We start from the raw sequence: 17,886 nt of genomic DNA, 5'->3' as shown, positions 1-17,886 counted from the left end.
AGTCCGCTATGCATTGTCCATTTTGCAACGCCGCAGATAGTAAAGTCATCGATTCACGTTTAGCCGCCGAAGGCTGTCAGATTCGTCGACGTCGTGAGTGTGTAAGTTGCGGTGAACGTTTTACCACTTTTGAAAGCTATGAAGTGGTAATGCCCCGTGTGATCAAATCGAATGGAAAAAATGAACCCTTCGATGAGGCCAAATTGCGTCGTTCGTTAATGCATGCGTTGCAAAAACGTCCAGTCACACAAGAGCAGATCGAAACAGTTTTAAGTGATATTCAGTTGCAGATTCGTCGTTTAGGTGAGCGCGATGTGAAATCTAGAACAATTGGCGAAATCGTCATGCAATCTTTATTTGCCCTTGACCATGTTGCTTATGTCCGATTTGCCTCTGTCTATCAAGATTTTCAGGATGTTGAAGCATTTCGCCGTCAAATAGAGCAAATGCAGCAACGTGAACACTAATCATTTGAGATTTTTATGTCTGAGTTGAAACAAGATCAGTATTGGATGCAGCAAGCCATTGAACTTGCCAAACGAGGACTATATTCGACCAAGCCTAATCCAAATGTTGGGTGTGTCATTGTCAAAGATGATCAGTTAATTGGTGAAGGTTTTCATCCTAAAGCAGGTCAACCACACGCTGAGGTTTTTGCCTTACGCGAGGCGGGTGAACATGCGCAAGGCGCAACGGCTTACGTTACGCTTGAACCGTGTGCGCACTATGGCAGAACTCCTCCTTGTGCCGAAGCATTGGTGAAAGCCCAAGTTAAAAAAGTAGTGGTCGCTTGTCCTGATCCAAATCCACTGGTTGCAGGGAAGGGCGTTCAGATTTTAAAAAATGCCGGAATTGAAGTTGAAGTTGGCATTTGTGAAGATTTAGCATCAAAACTTAATCAAGGCTTTTTAAAAGCAATGTCTACAGGCATGCCTTATGTACGTTTAAAAGTCGCTTCAAGTTTAGATGGCCGTACTGCAATGGCATCAGGTGAGTCGAAGTGGATTACCGGTGCTGCTGCCCGTCAAGATGTACAACATTGGCGTGCGATTTCAGGCGCTGTAATTACTGGCATTGAAACTGTGATTGCAGATGATTGTCAGCTTAACGTGCGTTTACTCCGTAATTTTGATATCGAGACGGTTGCTCAGCCAAAACGTGTTGTTTTAGATCGCCAAGGACGTTTGTCACTTAACGCTAAAATCTTAGAGAATCCTGAAACTGTGATGGTGATGGGGCCGTATCGTCAAGAACTTGCTGATTTAGGCGTGATACAATTAGAAATTCAGCCTTTAAAAATGCTGTTACAGACCCTATCTAAGCAACATCAAATTTATGATGTGTTGGTTGAAGCTGGCGCAACATTGTCTACTGCCTTTTTGCAAGAAGGTTTGGTGGACGAATTGATTAGTTATATTGCCCCGACATTATTGGGGAAAAGTGCAAGGGCCATGTTCAATGCAGAATTTGAATATATGGCAGAGCAACTTCGTTTTACACTTCTTGATGTGACACAAATTGATCAAGATATACGCTTAAGGTTAATCCCTACGCAAGAGAAAGTATGAATTCAGAGCCTTCGGTTTATCACAAACGTCGTCATGCAGCCCGTACGACAGACGAATATCTTTTCCATCAGCTTGTGCCGTACTTGGGTAACAAGCGCCGATTGCTCCATCTAATTTTAGAAGCCCTTGAAATTACAGGGACGCTGAATAGCAAGAAAAAGAATCCACCAATTTTTGCCGATTTTTTTGCCGGCAGTGGCGTTGTATCTCGTTTAGCCCGCCAAAATGGTTACCGTGTGATTGCGAATGACTGGGAGCCTTATAGCCATGCTTTAAATCATGCGATTTTAGCCTGTGTAGATGCGCCTGCTTTTAAAGAGTTAGGCGGCTATCAAAAGGCAATCGACTATTTAAATCGCTTACCAGAAGTTAAAGGTTGGGTAACGCATAACCTTTGTCCACGGAACGATGATGTATACGATCCAACTCGTGACCGTTTATTCTTTAAACGTCGTAATGGTATGCGTATCGATGCAATTCGCCAGCAGATCGCAACATGGCAGGCACAAGGTGCAATTAATGATGTAGAGATGAGTGCTTTACTTGCGCCATTGCTCTATTCAGCCAGTTTTGTTAGTAATACGAGTGGCGTATTTAAAAGTTTCCACCAAGGGTGGGGCGGACGTACTCAAACTGCGCTAGAAAGAATTGAGTCATTACTTTGGTTAACACCGAGCCGTTTTTGTGAGATTGGTGATCGTAAACGTCCGGCTGCTGAAATGTGGTGTGTAGATTCACAACATCTAGCAAATCAAATGAGTGGTTTTGAAGTCGATGTTGCTTATCTGGATCCACCATATAACCAACACGCATATAGTAGTAATTACCACGTTTTAAATGCATTAACTTTATGGGATCAGGTTGATTTACCTTCACCGGATACCAAAGGTTATAAGAGTGGTATTGATAGAGCTTGGCGTAAAGAGCGTCCAAGTCCATATAACTCGTCTAAACATGCAAAAGATGCATATGAGAAATTACTTTCAACCATCAATGCGCGCTATATTCTGACCAGCTATTCAACTGATGGTAATATCGAGCCGAAAGATTTGCTTATGGCTAATCTAGAGCGGGGCAAAGTCACCTTGTTAACACAAGATGTTCCGCGTTATCGAGTGAGTAAACAACGACAGTCTGAACGTGCACGCGTACTTGAGTTTATTGTGATTACTGATACTCATGCCAAGTCAGGACCACCATTACGTCAATTATTAGGCCAGCTTTACCACTTCGCCGAGCTAGGTGGTGTAGATACCTCAGGTAATAGTACACAGCTCGCACTTTGGTAAGCGCTGCAACTTAAGCAGTGTAAAAAGATTTGGAGATTGAGCCATGTTTACAGGCATCATTGAAAGTTTAGGAAAAGTTGAAAGCCTGCAAAGTGTAGGTGGCGATGTACGTTTACGTATTCAGACTGATCTGGATATGTCAGATGTACATTTGGGTGACTCAATTGCAACCAACGGTATTTGTCTCACAGTGATTGAGTGGGGTGACAACTGGTACGCAGCTGATGTTTCTCGTGAAAGTTTAAACCGTACGACTTTGGGTAACTGGAAAGTTGGGCAACGTGTCAATGTTGAAAAGGCAATGTTACCGACAACGCGCTTTGGCGGGCATATTGTAAGTGGTCACGTTGATGGCGTAGGTGAAATTACTGTAGTACGTGAAGACGCTCGTTCCATTTATTATGAAGTGACAGCGCCGACAGAACTTGCTAAATATTTAGCGGAAAAAGGTTCTGTAACTGTTGACGGAATTAGCCTAACGATTAACCACTTACGTGGAAATATTTTAAGCTTGAATTTAATTCCACACACTGCGGAGCGTACTAATATTGGAACGTGGCAAGTGGGCAGTAAGGTCAACCTTGAAGTTGATGTTTTAGCACGTTATATCGAGCGTTTATTGCTGGGCGATAAAGCTGCTGAGCAAAAAACCGAGTCAAATATTAGTATGGCTTTTTTAGCTGAGAATGGCTTTTTAAAATAAAAGCTAGCTCATTAAAATAAAAACCGGACATATGTTCCGGTTTTTATTTTTGAAACATTAATGCTTGGTGAGAGTAACTGAATCTGTACCCACCCAAGTTTTATGATGTTGGGTACGAGTAATCGTAAACTTACCTTTTTCAGACTCTCGTGTAAGTAAGATAGATAAAGAATTAAAGTCGTTATGACTCATATAAAATTCTTGTGCTGAAAATGTCCATTGTTCACCCTGATTAAGCTGATCAACTTGCTTTGAAATCTGATGCAGAATGTCCATTTCTTATCCTCATTAATTAGCTTAAAAACACCACTTTTTATTCATATAATCAATTGATCTATAAGAATAATATTTATGTCTATTTTGTGACATATAAGTGTCATTTTTATGACAGAGGAGGCTTTTAAAACTTCATTTTTCTATTTTTTCATCAGAAAACTTAGAATTTTTTAAAATATATTCAATTTCTTCTTGAGCTGCCGAATTTAGCTTGGCTCGGAAAGCCGTTACAGACTGTTCAATTAAGCTCTCAGCTTCAAGTTCTAAACGAATGCGTAAACTTTCAAGCTCAGATAAGATTTGATCATCGGTAATACTAAGTTTTACGCCAGAAGAGTAATTGACTGCTGGCGTTTCAGGGTTTTTCTGATAACGCGCAGTTTGCTCTGCGACTTCTTGTTCTAACTGGCTACGGATGGCTTGAAGTGCTTCAGTCTGTTCACTAAATTTACGAACTTCATCGGCTTGCAATTCAGCCGCATAGGCCGCTTCTAACGCTCGTTTATCAGCAAGTGCTTTCTCTAAAGCAAGCTGACGACGAATACGTGCTTGCTCAATCAGCTCTGCCTTGAGGTCCGCGTAAGCTTTTTCAATTTTTTGCTGTGATTCTAGCTGTGCTTTTTCATCATTTAAAACCCAAAGCTGAATCGGAGTTTGAGGTTCTAATAAGTCGCATATACGTGCCAGATCTTGTTGATAGGAATGACGGACAGCTTCAGGCGCATTTAACCATCTTTTTTTAAAATCTTGCCCGACATTTAATGCCACCATGCTTCTCCTTGGTTCAACAGTATTTACATTTTAGCGCGTTATAATTTAAAGGTCCGCGGTTCTATACCCAAACGACGATACATTTTAAATTTTTCTCGCCCAATTTGCTTGGCTGTTTCATTATTTTCAACAATTTCTATAATGTGGCTAAAATGCTCAACTTGTTCAAGTGCATGATTGTTAAAATTAAATACTAACCAGCCTTGTTCAAGTGGTTGTTTAGCCGAAATACATACAGCAGCCTCAGCTTGATCAACCCCATGTGTAATAAAGCTGACAGGGTCAAAATCCCATAATCTTTCATCAAGAGTCTGTTGTAGCTGCACATCTGGGCAATACCACCAGATTTTAGAATGCTTCTGTAAAATCTTTCGGCATAAACGGCAAGCACTATCGACTTGCCGTTCTTCACTGGTTTCAAACAGATAAAAACTAACTTTAGCCATTCGTATTTACACGATTCGCTAAAAATTGCATGAGCAATGGTACTGGACGCCCTGTTGCGCCCTTAGCTGGGCCAGATAACCATGCTGTTCCTGCTACATCTAAATGAGCCCAGCGATACTCACGTGTAAAGCGTTCAAGGAAACATGCTGCCGTAATTGCACCGCCGTATGGACCGCCAATATTTGCAATATCCGCAAATGGTGAATCAAGTAATTCTTGATAATCTTCAATGACTGGCATACGCCATACACGGTCAAATGATTGCTCACCCGCTTGTTGGAGTTCAGCTGCTAAAGCATCATCTGGTGAGAACAAACCACTGAGCACTTTACCCAAAGCGACTACACATGCACCTGTTAAGGTTGCAATATCGACCACCACTGCTGGATTGAAGCGTTTGATATAGGTCAATGTGTCACACAGTACCAAACGGCCTTCGGCATCGGTATTTAAGATTTCAACAGTTTGACCGCTCATGGTTGTCACGATATCGCCCGGACGAGTTGCTTTGCCAGAAGGCATGTTTTCTGCGGCTGCAATCGCTCCAACGACATGAATCGGAAGTTTTGCTTCGCATAGGGCACGAATAGTACCCAGTACAGAAGCTGCACCACACATATCGAACTTCATTTCATCCATGCCGAGCCCCGGTTTTAATGAAATGCCGCCTGTATCAAAAGTAACGCCTTTACCAACAAGTACAACAGGAGCTTGGTCGATTCCAGCTTGGTATTCGAGAGTTACAATACGGCCCGGACGTTCAGAACCTTTGCTGACCGCAAGAAAAGCATACATGCCTAAGTCAGCCATTTGCTGCTCATTTAACACAGTTACTTTGAGTAAGTCAGGGAATTCTGCAGCTAAAGCTAATGCTTGTTCTGCCAAATATTCAGGAAAACAAATGTTTCCTGGACGGTTTCCAAGGTCTCGTGCATACGATTGACCAGACTGTACTGCATGCACTAAAGATAGTTGCTTTTCATCAAGGCTCGTTGTTGAACTAATTAAATCAACCTGTTGTAACACAAATTCATTTTTTTTCGTTTTAAACTCATCATAACCATAAGCTGCTTGAGTTAAGCTTAAAGCGAATAAATAATGGTATTCGACAGGTAACGCAGCAATATCAATTGCGATATGCTTAAATTTATTTTGTGTCGATTTGATAATAGTTTGGGCAAGTTTGGCGAGCTTAACTGCCTGAAGTTCAGCTGTTTTTCCTAAGCCAAGTAATTGGCTATGAGGTTGATTTGAAACCTGACCAAATAAAGGCAGAGTTTCGTTGAAGTTGCCTTTAAATTGGGTGGCAGTAAGAACGCTTTCTAGGTTATTGATTTGATATGTGTTGATATTGCTTTGTAGCTGTTCTGAATCAACTAAAACCCACAAAGATTCATTAGATGTCTGTTCGGGAAAAGTTGTATAAGTTGTAAATTTCATGGCTGCCGTGATTGCCTATAGAAAGTTATGATGGATTAAAACATTGAAACACTTTCAAGCATAGCGTTGCAATGTGCGGTTTTATATTTTTAACATTCGGGTAAACTAGCACTCGTCCCGATTAGCCTTTTGGAAGTATTACTTTGATTATTCGGCGTTATCTCGTCAAGCAAGTTGTCTCTACCTCATTGGTGGTCATTTCCTTATTGACCTTAATCATGATGGGTGGTCGTCTGATCAAATACTTTGGTGTGGCGGCGCAGGGGCGTTTAGATGCCAGTATCTTGTTTAGCATCATTGGATATCGATTACCTGAGTTTCTTACACTCATTTTACCATTGGGTTTTTTCATTGGCTTAATGTTGGTGTTTGGTCGTTTATATGTTGACCATGAAATGGCTGTATTAAATGGTAGTGGTGTAAGTCGTCATCAATTAGCGCGCTTACTCATTCCAATGACACTTGTTTATATGGTGTTTCAGTCTGTGCTTATGCTCTGGATGACGCCGTGGGGACTACGTGAATTTGAAAAGCTAACAACCACACAAGCTGTTCGGACAGGTTTCGATTTGGTTCGACCAAGAGAATTTATTTCTTCTGGGCCATATACGATCTATGCAGGTTCATTGTCAGAAGATCGAAAGAATTTGAAGGACATTTTCTTTTATCAGCGCGCTGCTAAAGAAGATAAGCCAGATGTCATGATTTTGGCAAAAGAAGCGACTCGTGTAGAAGTTGCAAATGACACTGCCAATGTCGTCGATCTGGTACAAGGTCGTCGCTATGAAATATTCCCGGGACAACCAAAATATACACAAGCAGAGTTTCAGTCTTATCGTCTACGTTTAGAAAATGACAAAGATGTTAAGTTTGAGAGTGGCGATGTAGAAGCCCTATCAACAACAAAACTGTTTTCAAAAACGAATGATCCAGTCATTAGAAGTGAGTTGGGATGGCGTTTATTTGGGCCATTTACCATTGTTATTGCGTTAATGTTATCAGTGGCATTGTCTGAGGTGAGTCCACGACAAGGCCGTTATTACCGTCTTATTCCGGCGATTTTTATTTTTTCCAGTCTGATCGTATTAATGATTGCAATCAAGACTCGTATCAGTAAAGAAGAACTCGATATTTGGGCTTATCCTGCCGTGTTAGTTGTTTACGGCGTTGCAGCTGCCTTATTCTCACGTAAGCAGAAGTTGGGACCAAAAATCAAGAAACAGATCAAGCGAGTGAAATTATAATGTTAGCACGTCGAATAGTCGCCAAATATGTGACGAAAACCACTGCGCTTGCGATGTTTGGCACCACAGTTGTTTTGTCTATTCTACAGGTCTTATTTACGTATCTTGGCGAGCTGGGTGAGCTCAAACCAGGCTATAACGCATGGCAAGCTCTCGTCTATGTCTTGTGGGGAGCTCCTCGTTATCTATATGAAATTTTACCTATTTCTGCCTTAATTGGTGCTGTGATTGGTCTGGGTTCATTAGCAACGAGTAGTGAACTCATCGTCATGCGTTCAGTGGGCATTAGTTTGTGGCGTATTGTCGGTTGGGTGATGCGCTCAGCTTTACTGCTTATTATTTTGTCATTTGCTTTGAGTGAATGGGTTATTCCTTATACCAATGAAAAAGCACAAAGTGTTAAAAGCCATCGCTCTGTAGCTGCTTTAGGTGAAGTTAAAGGTTATTGGTCACGTGAAGGGCAGCGATTTATCTATATCGACTATGCTAACTCTCAGGGTAATTTAAGAGATATTCAAGTGGTCGACTTTGACCAGAACTATTACTTGCAATCATTAATTAATGCTCAGCAAGGACAGTTTATTAAAAATGGTCAATGGGCTTTGAAAAAAGCTGAACAAATGGACATTTTGGCGGCAGGAAATGCCATCAAAACTGATCATGAAGAGCAATCGCTTTCGTTAGCATTACAGCCTAAATATGTGCACATGGTGACTTTAGATCCTGAAGATTTATCACCAAGCCAACTGATTAGCTTTATGCGTTATATGGATGAATATAGTCAGGTGCCAAAAACTTACCAATTGGCTTTCTGGCAAAAAGTTGCTTCGCCATTTTCACTCATCGCATTAGTACTCGTAGCGTGTTCTTTTATTTTTGGACCATTACGCCAACAATCGATGGGTTTCCGTTTGGTGATCGCATTGTTTATTGGTTTGAGTTTCTATTATTTGCAGGACTTCTTGGGCTATGCGAGCTTGGTTTATTCTCCATCTCCAGCATGGTTCGTACTTGTACCTATCTTATTAATGTTTGGTGCCGGAAGTTATTTGCTTTACCGCGCTCGCTAATAATAATTGAGAGTTATGGTTTTCATCAATCGCAGATATTGGTGAAAGCCATAGGAATAAATAGAGTCTTGACCGAAAATTCGGTAAGATATTGTGACGAAATTCTAGACAAAAGAGAAATTGATTATGACGGATGCAACTGCTGGCAAGATCCCACACGTTCTGGTCATTATGGATGGTGTTGGACACCGTGAAGCGATTGAAGATAATGCTTTTCTTGCAGCAAAAACACCAAATTTGGCGGCAATGAAAGCCAAGCATCCGAATAGTCTAATTTCTGGTTCAGGTGAAGATGTTGGATTACCTGACGGTCAAATGGGAAACTCTGAAGTTGGCCACATGAATCTTGGTGCTGGCCGTGTGTTATATCAAGACTTTACCCGCATTACTAAAGATATCCGTACTGGCGACTTCTTTAAACATGAAGTGTTGATCGATGCTGTTGAAAAAGCCAAAGCTGCTGGTGGCGCTGTCCATATTATGGGACTACTTTCAGAAGGTGGCGTCCATTCCCATGAAGATCATATTGTGGCGATGTGTGAACTTGCATTAAAACGCGGTGCAAAAGTTTACTTACACGCTTTTCTAGATGGTCGTGATACACCTCCACGCAGTGCTCAACCATCTTTAGAAAAATTAGATGCGTTATTTGCTCAATATCCAGGCCAAGGCCGTATTGCAACCATGATAGGTCGCTACTTTGCAATGGACCGTGATAACCGTTGGGATCGCGTTGAGCAAGCTTATCGCTTATTAACTGAAGGTGAAGCACTTCGTACTGCACAAACCGCAGTTGAAGGGTTAGAGCTAGCTTATGCAGCCAATGAAAATGATGAGTTTGTAAAAGCGACTCGTATTGGTGATATCGCTAAAGTTCAAGACGGTGATAGCGTTGTATTTATGAATTTCCGTGCTGACCGAGCTCGTGAAATTACTCGCGCATTTGTAGAAAAAGACTTTGCTGGTTTTGAACGTAAAGTTGTACCAAATCTTTCTAAATTTGTGATGTTAACGCGTTATCAGGCAAGCATTGATGCACCAGTTGCATACATACCAGAAGCCCTCAAAAATTCATTGGGTGAGTATTTATCTTCTTTAGGTAAAACTCAGTTACGTATTGCCGAAACTGAAAAGTATGCGCATGTAACATTCTTCTTTAGTGGTGGCCGTGAAGATGAATATCCGGGCGAAAAACGTATTTTAATTCCATCTCCAAATGTTGCGACATATGACCTTAAGCCTGAAATGAGTGCTTACGAAGTCACTGATGAGTTGGTTAAAGCGATTAATTCGGGTGAATACGACTTATTGGTTGTGAACTATGCAAATGGTGACATGGTCGGTCATACAGGTGTGTTCGATGCTGCAGTTAAAGCAGTTGAAGCGGTAGATACTTGTTTAGGTCGTGTCTATGAAGCAGTTATGGCGAAAAAAGGCCATATGCTCATTACTGCTGACCATGGTAACGTTGAACAAATGCAAGACTACGAAAGTGGGCAAGTGCATACTCAACATACAACCGAGCTTGTGCCATTTATCTATGTTGGCCCAACACAAGCAACAATTGCAGAAGGTGGTGTGCTTGCAGACGTAGCACCAACAATTCTCAATTTAATGCAGATTCCTGTTCCTGCTGAAATGCAAGGGCGTAATCTGATTACACTATCTGCATAAGTTAAAGGTGATTGGATGCTGCAACACATTAAATATAAAAAACTTATTGTAAGTATGTTGCTGTGTTGCAGCCAATTTGCTTTTGCAGCGCCAGTTGTAAAAGAAAAATTGTCACCTTTGCACTCTGACTCGGAAGAGCCAGAGCATAGCTATGCAGAGGTGCCGATTGAGTCGATTCAACAGTTTGTGCAAATCTATGGAATTGTTCGAGATAACTATGTTGACGTGAAGTCCGATGATGCCTTATTTCAGCAAGCTATAAAAGGGTTGGTGAGTGGGTTAGATCGTTACTCGCGTTATTTGTCGGCAGAAGAATATCGTCAATTGATTCAATACACTGAAGGTGATCTTGCGTCAGTTGATTTTGCATTAAGCCCTGAATCTCATGTTCGTAAATGGATAATTCGTGATCTTAAAACAGGCTCAGATTCCTATAAATTAGGTTTGCGAAATGGTCAGACGATTCTCAAGATTGATAACCAAGATTTAAAAAATTTAAACCAAGATCAGGTGCTCGGTCTACTTTATGGCTCTATTGGAAGTACACTTCAAGTACAAGCAGAAGAGTTAAATGGAAACATTAACTTAGTTCGTAATAAAAAAATAGAAACCGATATAGAACCTGTAATGTTACATAATCAGGTGCTCGTACTCAAAATTAGAGTATTCCAGCAAGATACTGCTAATGAAATTAAAAGATTAATCGAAGAAAATAACTCCCCACGTTTAAAGGCTGTTTTAATCGATTTGCGAAACAATCCGGGTGGGTTGTTATCGGCAGCAGTTGAGTCGGCAGATTTATTTTTAAATAACGGAATTATTGTTTCAACCAAAAGTCGTTCGGAAGGTAACCAGCAATTTCAGGCACTACCTGGCAATGAATTTCAGAATATAAAACTAGGTATATTAATTAATCACCGCTCTGCATCGGCAGCAGAAGTTTTTACTGCGGCCATGAAAGAACACCAGCGTGCTTGGGTGATGGGTGAAAAAAGTTATGGAAAAGGTGTAGTGCAAAAGCTATTTCCTTTACCAAGTGGAGCAGCTCTACAGATGACCGTTTCACACTACTACACGCCCAATGGCAATATGATTGAAGGGCAGGGTATTCAGCCTAACCAGACCTATCCATTGCCCGCAGAAATGAAAGAAGACGTATATTTAGAGCGCGTTGCAGATTTATTCTTAAAGAGGAAGTAATTTTTATACTTCCTCTCCCATTTCGGTATCTAAGCCAAACTTTTTGAGTCGATAGCGCAAAGAGCGGAAAGTCATTCCTAACTTTTTAGCCGCCAAAGTTCGATTCCAATGCGTCATGTTTAGCGCATTCAATAAAATATCTTTTTCGATATTTTCTAAATAACGTTCTAAACCTTCCATTGGAAATTTTGGATGAGTCGTCTGAACAGTTGGTGTTTGATCTAGTTGTTGCATTACGATTTGCGGACTCACACTACTGCCTCTAAGAGGAGGTGCTAAGTGTGTCAAATCAATGCACTCATCATCACTTAAAGTAATAGCTCGTTCAATCATATTTCTTAATTCACGAACATTACCCGGGAAGTCTTGCTGCAATAAGTAGGTTTCAGCACTCGCCGTTAATTGTTTGCTTGGAATTTCCCATTCCGTACAAACCTTTTGAATAAAATGAGTGGCCAAGAGCAGAATGTCTCCACCACGTTCACGTAATGGCGGCAACATAATATCCATAACATGGATACGGAAGAATAAGTCCTGCCGGAATTTACCTTGTTGAACCAATAAATCCAAGTCTTGATGGCTGGCGCTAATCACTCGAAAATCAACATCAATTTCCTGATCGGAGCCTACAGGGCGTATCTTTTTCTCTTGCACAGCCCGCAGCAATTTAACCTGCATAGTTAACGGCAATTCGGCAATTTCATCTAAAAATAAACTGCCGCCGTGTGCCGATAAAATCAGTCCTTGTTTGTCTTGCGTCGCACCAGTAAAACTACCTTTTTTATGTCCGAAAAGTTCACTTTCCATGAGCTCAGTTGGGATTGCTCCGCAGTTAATGGCAATAAATGGCCCTTCGCTACGGTTGCTTAAACGGTGAATCAAATTAGCAACAACTTCTTTACCTGTACCGGACTCACCTGTAACAAACACAGGAGCTTGGGAGCGAGCTATTTTTTTTATAGCTGTCCGTAAGTTTTCTATAGGGGGTGAACGCCCGATTAGTAGGTCATTTTCTAAAGTTGTTTCACTAAACTCATGCTCTGGTTTTGGTTGGTTAAGCGCTTTTTTTAATAGCTGATCTAAATGAATTTGGTTAATCGGTTTACTAACAAAATCAAAAGCTCCCGCTTTTAATGCAGCAATTGCAATATCCATATTGCCGTATGCAGTTAAAACTGCGATGGGTGTGTGCGGGTAAGTTTGAGAAACGTGTTTAACCAATTCTAATCCACTACCGTCGGGTAGATTTAAATCGGTCAAGCACGCATCGTAATGAAACTGAGTAAAGAGTTGTTTGGCCTGTTCAACCCGATAAGCAAGATGTGTCTTAATCCCCATTCGTGCAAGAGTCATTTGCATTAACAGGCACAAATCTTCTTCATCGTCTACAAGCAAAACGAGTGGTTGCTGTTCTGCCATTTCCCCAAAACCTAATAAAAAAAATCAATATATTATTGGGCACGCTATTCGGAAGCATGCCCCTTGTTTTTGCTCTACATAAGTGAGCTTTGCATGGTTTGCCTCACAAAAACTATGAGACAAATATAATCCTAAACCAGTTCCATTAATTTCGGTACTGAAAAATGGTTTAAATAATTGAGATATATCACGTTTTGAAACCCCTTCACCGTAATCGATCACATCAATATAAATTTTATTTGTTTGTGAATGAATATTGATCAAGATATGCGGTGAGTCGGGTGCATTATGTCGTAAAGCATTTCTAACAAGATTAATCAGCACTTGTCTGAGCTGTTTTTCATCAAATAAGAGTTTTAAGGATGAGTCAGAAATTTTAAGCTGGATGGTATGTTTAACATCAGATAGATCTTCATCTAATAACGTTTTTATGAAGTCGTTTAATTCAATCTGGATTGGGTAGGTTCTTTCACCACGGGCAAGTCCTAATGTATCTTGAACAATACTATCGATGCGTTTGGTTTGCTTGCCAATCATATTGCGTAAAGTATTTTGCTGTTCAATATCACTATCTTTAAGCAGTTCATTTGCTTGCACAATTGCTGCAAGAGGATTGCGGATTTCATGTGCAATACTTGCTGAGAGTTGCCCTAAAGCGGCAAGTTTGAGTTGTTGAGCTTGCTGATTAATCTGCTGTGCATCTTGTAAGATGAGTAGTGTCAATGCTTGTTGTGGTACTAAAAGATGCTGCACTTTAATATTAATAGAGTAGGCCGAAAGCCGAGACTCAAAAATAAACCGATCACCTTCTTTTAGGTTATCAAACTTAAGAATTTCAAATAAGTCAGCATGCCATTTAGCTAGGGGGTATTTTTCACTGGCAAATTGAGGTGGAATCCCTAAAAGTGAACATGCTGCTGGGTTACTTAAAACGATGTCGTAGTTTTCATCTAGAACTAAATAACCTTCTTCAATTTGTTCCAAAATATAGCGGTTAATATTTTGTAGTTGATAGAGTTCTATTGATTGGTGGAAAGTCAGCGCCTCAAGTAACTTAAAGCGCTGGACCGCAATTTGCCCGATGCCGTGTACTACAAAAAATAAGAATGCCAATAAGGCGCTATTACCAATCGTATTTAAATTATTGTAATCAAATAAACTGCCTACAAAGCGTTGGTAGATAACAGCAATAACCGCAAGTAATGTAATGAGCAAAGACATTCTTGCGCTAAGTAAAATTGCTGAGGTAAATATGGCAATAACATAGAGCAAGCTGAGTTGTAAATTTGGTTCACCTACAGAAAATGTAAGTAAACTCAGGCAAATAACATCAACTATAAAAAATAAAACAAGCTGGCGTGTTGCCTGAGTAGCAACAAACTTAAAGCATAAAAGTTGAAGAAGGCTTAAGATTGAATAGCCGAGTAGTGTGTAAGAATATAAAGCGGGTTGTTGTAGACTAGTGTCGATTTGAGCATCGGTTAAAACCAAAATAATATTCAGGCTAACCGCAATAATAAGGCGATATAAACCATACCACGTGCCCAAACGAAAAATCGTATGGGACAAGGATGAGTTTATGGGAAATTGCATGTATGTCTGATTAAGGTTTGATCAGACCGTAACGAATCGCAAGGTGAGTTAATTTAACATCACTATCAATGGCTAGCTTTTCAAAAATACGGTAACGGTAAGTATTTACTGTTTTAACACTTACAAAAAGTTTGTCAGCAATTTCTTGAGCGCTAATACAATTTACAACCATCATTGCAACTTGCATTTCACGTTCAGAAAGAGAATCAAAAGGTGATTGCTGAGTATCGGATAAATATGAGCTCGCTAATTGCTCAGCAATATCGGCACTAAAGTATTTGCCACCTTGCATCACTTTATTAATTGCGCGAACCATTTCTGTAATTGGAGCACCTTTGGTGATGTAGCCTTTAGCTCCTGCTTTAAGCAAAAGAGAAGGGTAAGGTTCTTCTGCTAAGCCACTGACTGCAATCACTTTTGTATCTGGTGCAGTTTGCAGTAAACGGCGAGTTGTTTCTACGCCGCCGATGCCAGGCATATTGACATCAAGTAGCACAACTTGAGGATGTTTCTGACGAACAATAGCAATTGCTTCTTCACCCGATTCGGCTTGTCCAATGACCTCTACATCGGCATGATCTTCTAACATACGGCAAATGCCCGTACGTACAAGTTCATGGTCATCCACAACTAAAACTGTAATCAAGAAGACCTCCTTTCTTTCAAAAAACAAGTTTTTTGTTACATAAAGCAAAATTAGCTTGCAATGGAATGACAAAATTAGCAATCCTATTCTTATATAGTGAGCGAATAGTTGTGCACAATTGTGTCGGTAAAAGCGTTATACCTTATACCTCAAATGTAAGGCATAATTATAGTAAGCGCAAATGTGTATCACCCTGAGTCGAGTATTGTGCCGTGAAAAATTCTAAAAAGTCTTTAATGCATGTGCTAAGCATGTCTATTTTGCTTGGTTTGAGTTCAACAAGCTTTGCAGAACTCGTCAATAACCCGTCCTCAGGGAGTAGTGGTACTGCAAGCTTAAATTGGTCTTCAGCCGACGCTAGCCAATTTTTAAATGATGAAGATGATGAACCTACTCCGCAAGGTTCAACATCGGTAACCACAACATTGCGTGGTGGTAGTGCACCGAAAATTGTAGCATCTGCACCGAAGATTGCTCCAATCCGTGATACGACTGGTTACAATGCCCAGCCGAGTGTAAGCGCTCGAGCTGCACTTGTGATGGACGCGCAAACTGGTGAAGTGCTCTACAGTAAAAATACGAATGCTTCAGTGCCAATTGCATCTATTACTAAATTGATGACAGCAGTTGTAACGGCAGATGCTCGTTTAAACATGTCAGAAGAAATTACACTTGAGCAAATTGATTTTGCTGGTGCAAACGGTAAAAACTCAAGTTCAACACTCCGTGTTGGCGACAAGATGAACCGTGCAGAAGTTCTTCTATTTGCTCTAATGAAATCTGAAAACCCAGCAGCGGCAGCTTTAGCACGTACTTATCCGGGTGGTCGTCCAGCATTCGTAGCTGCAATGAACTCTAAAGCACGTGCTTTAGGTATGAACGCAACTCACTACTATGAGTCAACTGGTTTAGATCCGCGTAATGTGTCTTCTGCGCGTGACTTAGGGATTTTGGCAAGTACAGCTTCTCAATATGGTTTGATCCGTCAATTCTCAACTACACCGACTTATGACTTTAACTTGGGTTATCGTGTGTTGAAATCTAACAATACTAATGCGCTAGTGCGTAATGGTGGTTGGAATATTAACTTGTCTAAAACTGGTTATATTAATGAAGCAGGTCGCTGTGTTGTGATGCATACCACTGTAAACTCACGTCCGGCAGTGATTGTATTACTGGGTGAACCAAGTACACAGGCACGTAATAACGATGCAACTAACTTGCTTGGCTGGTTGAGCAATTTACCAAAACGTATTTAATTTAAATATTCAACAAAACGCTTCTATCAAGAAGCGTTTTTTTATGGCTATAAAAAAGACATAAAAAAACGGCTGTGTTGAACAGCCGTTTTTGAAAAATCAGATCTTACATATTAGATAAAATCGAATCTTTTACTTGATCCATTGTTGCATCAATTGACAACATAACTGCATCAGCACATTGTTTGATTGCAGTATCAGGATCTTTCAAGCCATTACCTGTTACTGTACATACAATGACAGAACCTTCGGCAATCTTACCCGCTTTAATATCGCGAATCGCACCACCGATAGAAGCAGCAGATGCAGGCTCAACAAATACGCCTTCATACATAGAAAGTAAGCGTTGAGCTTCTAAAATTTCGCTGTCTTGAAGTTCATCAAACCAGCCCTTAGAGTCGCGTACTACAGCTTTTGCATGGTTCCAGCTTTGTGGGTTACCAATACGGATTGCAGTTGCAACAGTTTCAGGGTTCTCAACTGGAGCACCACGTAAGAATGGAGCAGCACCAGAAGCTTGATAACCTACCATTGTTGGTAAACCTTCAGGTTTTGGACCAGTGAATTGATCAGTAGAAGCATCGTAAACAACTTGTTCAAACTGATCAGCAGGTTGGTTTGCTACTGCTTCGGTATAACCCATCCAGTGAGCTGTAATGTTGCCTGCGTTACCTACAGGTAAGCAGTGATAATCAGGTGCACGGCCTAGAGCTTCAACGATTTCATAAGCAATGGTTTTTTGACCTTGCAAACGGTAAGGGTTGATTGAGTTTACAATCGTTACAGGCGCTTGGTCAGCGACTTCTTTTACAAGACGCATACCATCATCGAAGTTGCCACGAATTTGCATCGTGATCGCACCATACATCATCGCTTGCGCCATTTTACCCATCGCAATTTTGCCTTCTGGAATCAAAACAAATGCTTTGATACCTGCACGTGCAGCATAGGCAGCAGCAGCAGCAGAAGTGTTACCAGTAGAGGCACAGATAATCGCTTTAGAGCCTTCTTCAACCGCTTTGGTTACAGCCATGGTCATACCACGGTCTTTAAATGAACCAGTTGGGTTTAAACCCTCATATTTCACATAAATTTCAACATCTTTGCCAATAATACGTGGAATATTCTCAAGTTTAATGAGTGGGGTGTTGCCTTCACCCAAAGAGATAGCACGAGTAGTTGCCGAAACTGGCAAACGGTCACGATAACGATCTACAAGACCAGTATAACGATTGGCATTAGACATGATGGTGTTCCAATTAGAGGTGAAGCGGGAGAGGGAATCTT

At 40.7% G+C, this 17,886-nt stretch carries 17 protein-coding genes; 9 read left to right on the top strand and 8 right to left on the bottom strand.

The window, feature by feature from the left end; all coding sequences use genetic code 11:
• The first annotated feature begins 8 nt into the window (after positions 1-8).
• The 4 genes from nrdR to ribC are packed head-to-tail and all read left to right on the top strand — an operon-like array spanning position 9 to position 3,560.
• Positions 9-467, top strand: coding sequence for a transcriptional regulator NrdR (gene nrdR / locus SOI81_RS16305; RefSeq protein ID WP_000543541.1), 459 nt, complete (start codon positions 9-11; stop codon positions 465-467).
• A 15-nt stretch (positions 468-482) separates the two neighbouring features.
• On the top strand, positions 483-1,568 hold the full coding sequence (gene ribD, locus SOI81_RS16300) for a bifunctional diaminohydroxyphosphoribosylaminopyrimidine deaminase/5-amino-6-(5-phosphoribosylamino)uracil reductase RibD (RefSeq protein ID WP_239975906.1): 1,086 nt from the start codon (positions 483-485) through the stop codon (positions 1,566-1,568).
• On the top strand, positions 1,565-2,857 hold the full coding sequence (locus SOI81_RS16295; RefSeq protein ID WP_002121221.1) for a DNA adenine methylase: 1,293 nt from the start codon (positions 1,565-1,567) through the stop codon (positions 2,855-2,857). The genes ribD and SOI81_RS16295 overlap by 4 nt, the downstream gene beginning before the upstream one ends.
• Positions 2,858-2,900: 43 nt before the next feature.
• A complete protein-coding gene (ribC, locus tag SOI81_RS16290; RefSeq protein ID WP_002121149.1) occupies positions 2,901-3,560 on the top strand; it encodes a riboflavin synthase in 660 nt (219 codons plus the stop codon).
• A gap of 57 nt (positions 3,561-3,617) precedes the next feature.
• On the opposite strand, the gene SOI81_RS16285 is transcribed toward ribC, so the two are convergent.
• The 4 genes from SOI81_RS16285 to pepA form a co-directional block, all read right to left on the bottom strand.
• Positions 3,618-3,836 carry a hypothetical protein gene (locus SOI81_RS16285; protein WP_016142459.1) on the bottom strand — a complete coding sequence of 73 codons (219 nt, stop codon included), beginning with the start codon at positions 3,834-3,836 and terminating at the stop codon, positions 3,618-3,620.
• A 132-nt stretch (positions 3,837-3,968) separates the two neighbouring features.
• A complete protein-coding gene (locus SOI81_RS16280) occupies positions 3,969-4,607 on the bottom strand; it encodes a hypothetical protein (protein ID WP_239975907.1) in 639 nt (212 codons plus the stop codon).
• Positions 4,608-4,645: 38 nt separating this feature from the next.
• The gene (gene holC / locus SOI81_RS16275) at positions 4,646-5,053 is read right to left on the bottom strand and encodes a DNA polymerase III subunit chi (RefSeq protein ID WP_239968122.1); all 408 of its coding nucleotides are present in this window, start codon (positions 5,051-5,053) and stop codon (positions 4,646-4,648) included.
• On the bottom strand, positions 5,046-6,494 hold the full coding sequence (gene pepA / locus SOI81_RS16270) for a leucyl aminopeptidase (protein WP_239975908.1): 1,449 nt from the start codon (positions 6,492-6,494) through the stop codon (positions 5,046-5,048). Before pepA ends, holC begins: the two co-directional genes overlap by 8 nt.
• A 143-nt stretch (positions 6,495-6,637) precedes the next feature.
• Here pepA and lptF point away from each other — a divergent pair, with 143 nt between their 5' ends.
• From lptF to ctpA, 4 genes are all read left to right on the top strand, one after another.
• Complete coding sequence (gene lptF, locus SOI81_RS16265) at positions 6,638-7,738, top strand: LPS export ABC transporter permease LptF (RefSeq protein WP_002121169.1); 1,101 nt, start codon at positions 6,638-6,640, stop codon at positions 7,736-7,738.
• Positions 7,738-8,808 (top strand): LPS export ABC transporter permease LptG, encoded by a 1,071-nt coding sequence (lptG, locus tag SOI81_RS16260; protein ID WP_016142455.1) that lies wholly within the window; start codon positions 7,738-7,740, stop codon positions 8,806-8,808. Before lptF ends, lptG begins: the two co-directional genes overlap by 1 nt.
• 126 nt (positions 8,809-8,934) lie before the next feature.
• Positions 8,935-10,482, top strand: coding sequence for a 2,3-bisphosphoglycerate-independent phosphoglycerate mutase (gpmI, locus tag SOI81_RS16255; protein WP_320541002.1), 1,548 nt, complete (start codon positions 8,935-8,937; stop codon positions 10,480-10,482).
• A gap of 15 nt (positions 10,483-10,497) precedes the next feature.
• A complete protein-coding gene (ctpA, locus tag SOI81_RS16250) occupies positions 10,498-11,682 on the top strand; it encodes a S41 family peptidase (protein WP_016142453.1) in 1,185 nt (394 codons plus the stop codon).
• A 3-nt stretch (positions 11,683-11,685) separates the two neighbouring features.
• Here ctpA and pilR read toward each other — a convergent pair whose 3' ends face one another.
• Genes pilR through gacA form a run of 3 tightly spaced genes read right to left on the bottom strand, consistent with a single transcriptional unit; the run spans position 11,686 to position 15,340 of the window.
• A complete protein-coding gene (pilR, locus tag SOI81_RS16245; RefSeq protein WP_320541001.1) occupies positions 11,686-13,101 on the bottom strand; it encodes a sigma-54 dependent transcriptional regulator in 1,416 nt (471 codons plus the stop codon).
• Positions 13,102-13,125: 24 nt separating this feature from the next.
• The gene (gene pilS, locus SOI81_RS16240; RefSeq protein WP_320541000.1) at positions 13,126-14,694 is read right to left on the bottom strand and encodes a PAS domain-containing sensor histidine kinase; all 1,569 of its coding nucleotides are present in this window, start codon (positions 14,692-14,694) and stop codon (positions 13,126-13,128) included.
• Between the two features lie 10 nt (positions 14,695-14,704).
• Positions 14,705-15,340 carry a response regulator gene (gacA, locus tag SOI81_RS16235; RefSeq protein WP_002121174.1) on the bottom strand — a complete coding sequence of 212 codons (636 nt, stop codon included), beginning with the start codon at positions 15,338-15,340 and terminating at the stop codon, positions 14,705-14,707.
• A gap of 212 nt (positions 15,341-15,552) precedes the next feature.
• Between gacA and pbpG the strand changes: the two genes are divergently transcribed.
• Positions 15,553-16,599, top strand: a complete 1,047-nt coding sequence (gene pbpG / locus SOI81_RS16230) for a D-alanyl-D-alanine endopeptidase PBP7/8 (protein ID WP_155237659.1) — start codon at positions 15,553-15,555, stop codon at positions 16,597-16,599.
• Positions 16,600-16,705: 106 nt separating this feature from the next.
• Here pbpG and thrC read toward each other — a convergent pair whose 3' ends face one another.
• On the bottom strand, positions 16,706-17,845 hold the full coding sequence (gene thrC / locus SOI81_RS16225; RefSeq protein ID WP_216946756.1) for a threonine synthase: 1,140 nt from the start codon (positions 17,843-17,845) through the stop codon (positions 16,706-16,708).
• Between the last annotated feature and the right edge of the window lie 41 nt (positions 17,846-17,886).

The organism is Acinetobacter pittii, assembly GCF_034067285.1.
Classification (GTDB): Bacteria; Pseudomonadota; Gammaproteobacteria; order Pseudomonadales; family Moraxellaceae; genus Acinetobacter; species Acinetobacter pittii_E.
Note: the sequence above shows the minus strand (reverse complement) of the source record. Positions and strands in the feature narration are given on the sequence as shown.

Bases quoted from the DNA above. Each gene is read 5' to 3' on its own strand.
- nrdR (WP_000543541.1), top strand. From the start codon at position 9: ATGCATTGTCCATTTTGCAACGCCGCAGATAGTAAAGTCATCGATTCA.
- ribD (WP_239975906.1), top strand. From the start codon at position 483: ATGTCTGAGTTGAAACAAGATCAGTATTGGATGCAGCAAGCCATTGAA.
- SOI81_RS16295 (WP_002121221.1), top strand. From the start codon at position 1,565: ATGAATTCAGAGCCTTCGGTTTATCACAAACGTCGTCATGCAGCCCGT.
- ribC (WP_002121149.1), top strand. From the start codon at position 2,901: ATGTTTACAGGCATCATTGAAAGTTTAGGAAAAGTTGAAAGCCTGCAA.
- SOI81_RS16285 (WP_016142459.1), bottom strand. From the start codon at position 3,836: ATGGACATTCTGCATCAGATTTCAAAGCAAGTTGATCAGCTTAATCAG.
- SOI81_RS16280 (WP_239975907.1), bottom strand. From the start codon at position 4,607: ATGGTGGCATTAAATGTCGGGCAAGATTTTAAAAAAAGATGGTTAAAT.
- holC (WP_239968122.1), bottom strand. From the start codon at position 5,053: ATGGCTAAAGTTAGTTTTTATCTGTTTGAAACCAGTGAAGAACGGCAA.
- pepA (WP_239975908.1), bottom strand. From the start codon at position 6,494: ATGAAATTTACAACTTATACAACTTTTCCCGAACAGACATCTAATGAA.
- lptG (WP_016142455.1), top strand. From the start codon at position 7,738: ATGTTAGCACGTCGAATAGTCGCCAAATATGTGACGAAAACCACTGCG.
- gpmI (WP_320541002.1), top strand. From the start codon at position 8,935: ATGACGGATGCAACTGCTGGCAAGATCCCACACGTTCTGGTCATTATG.
- ctpA (WP_016142453.1), top strand. From the start codon at position 10,498: ATGCTGCAACACATTAAATATAAAAAACTTATTGTAAGTATGTTGCTG.
- pilR (WP_320541001.1), bottom strand. From the start codon at position 13,101: ATGGCAGAACAGCAACCACTCGTTTTGCTTGTAGACGATGAAGAAGAT.
- pilS (WP_320541000.1), bottom strand. From the start codon at position 14,694: ATGCAATTTCCCATAAACTCATCCTTGTCCCATACGATTTTTCGTTTG.
- thrC (WP_216946756.1), bottom strand. From the start codon at position 17,845: ATGTCTAATGCCAATCGTTATACTGGTCTTGTAGATCGTTATCGTGAC.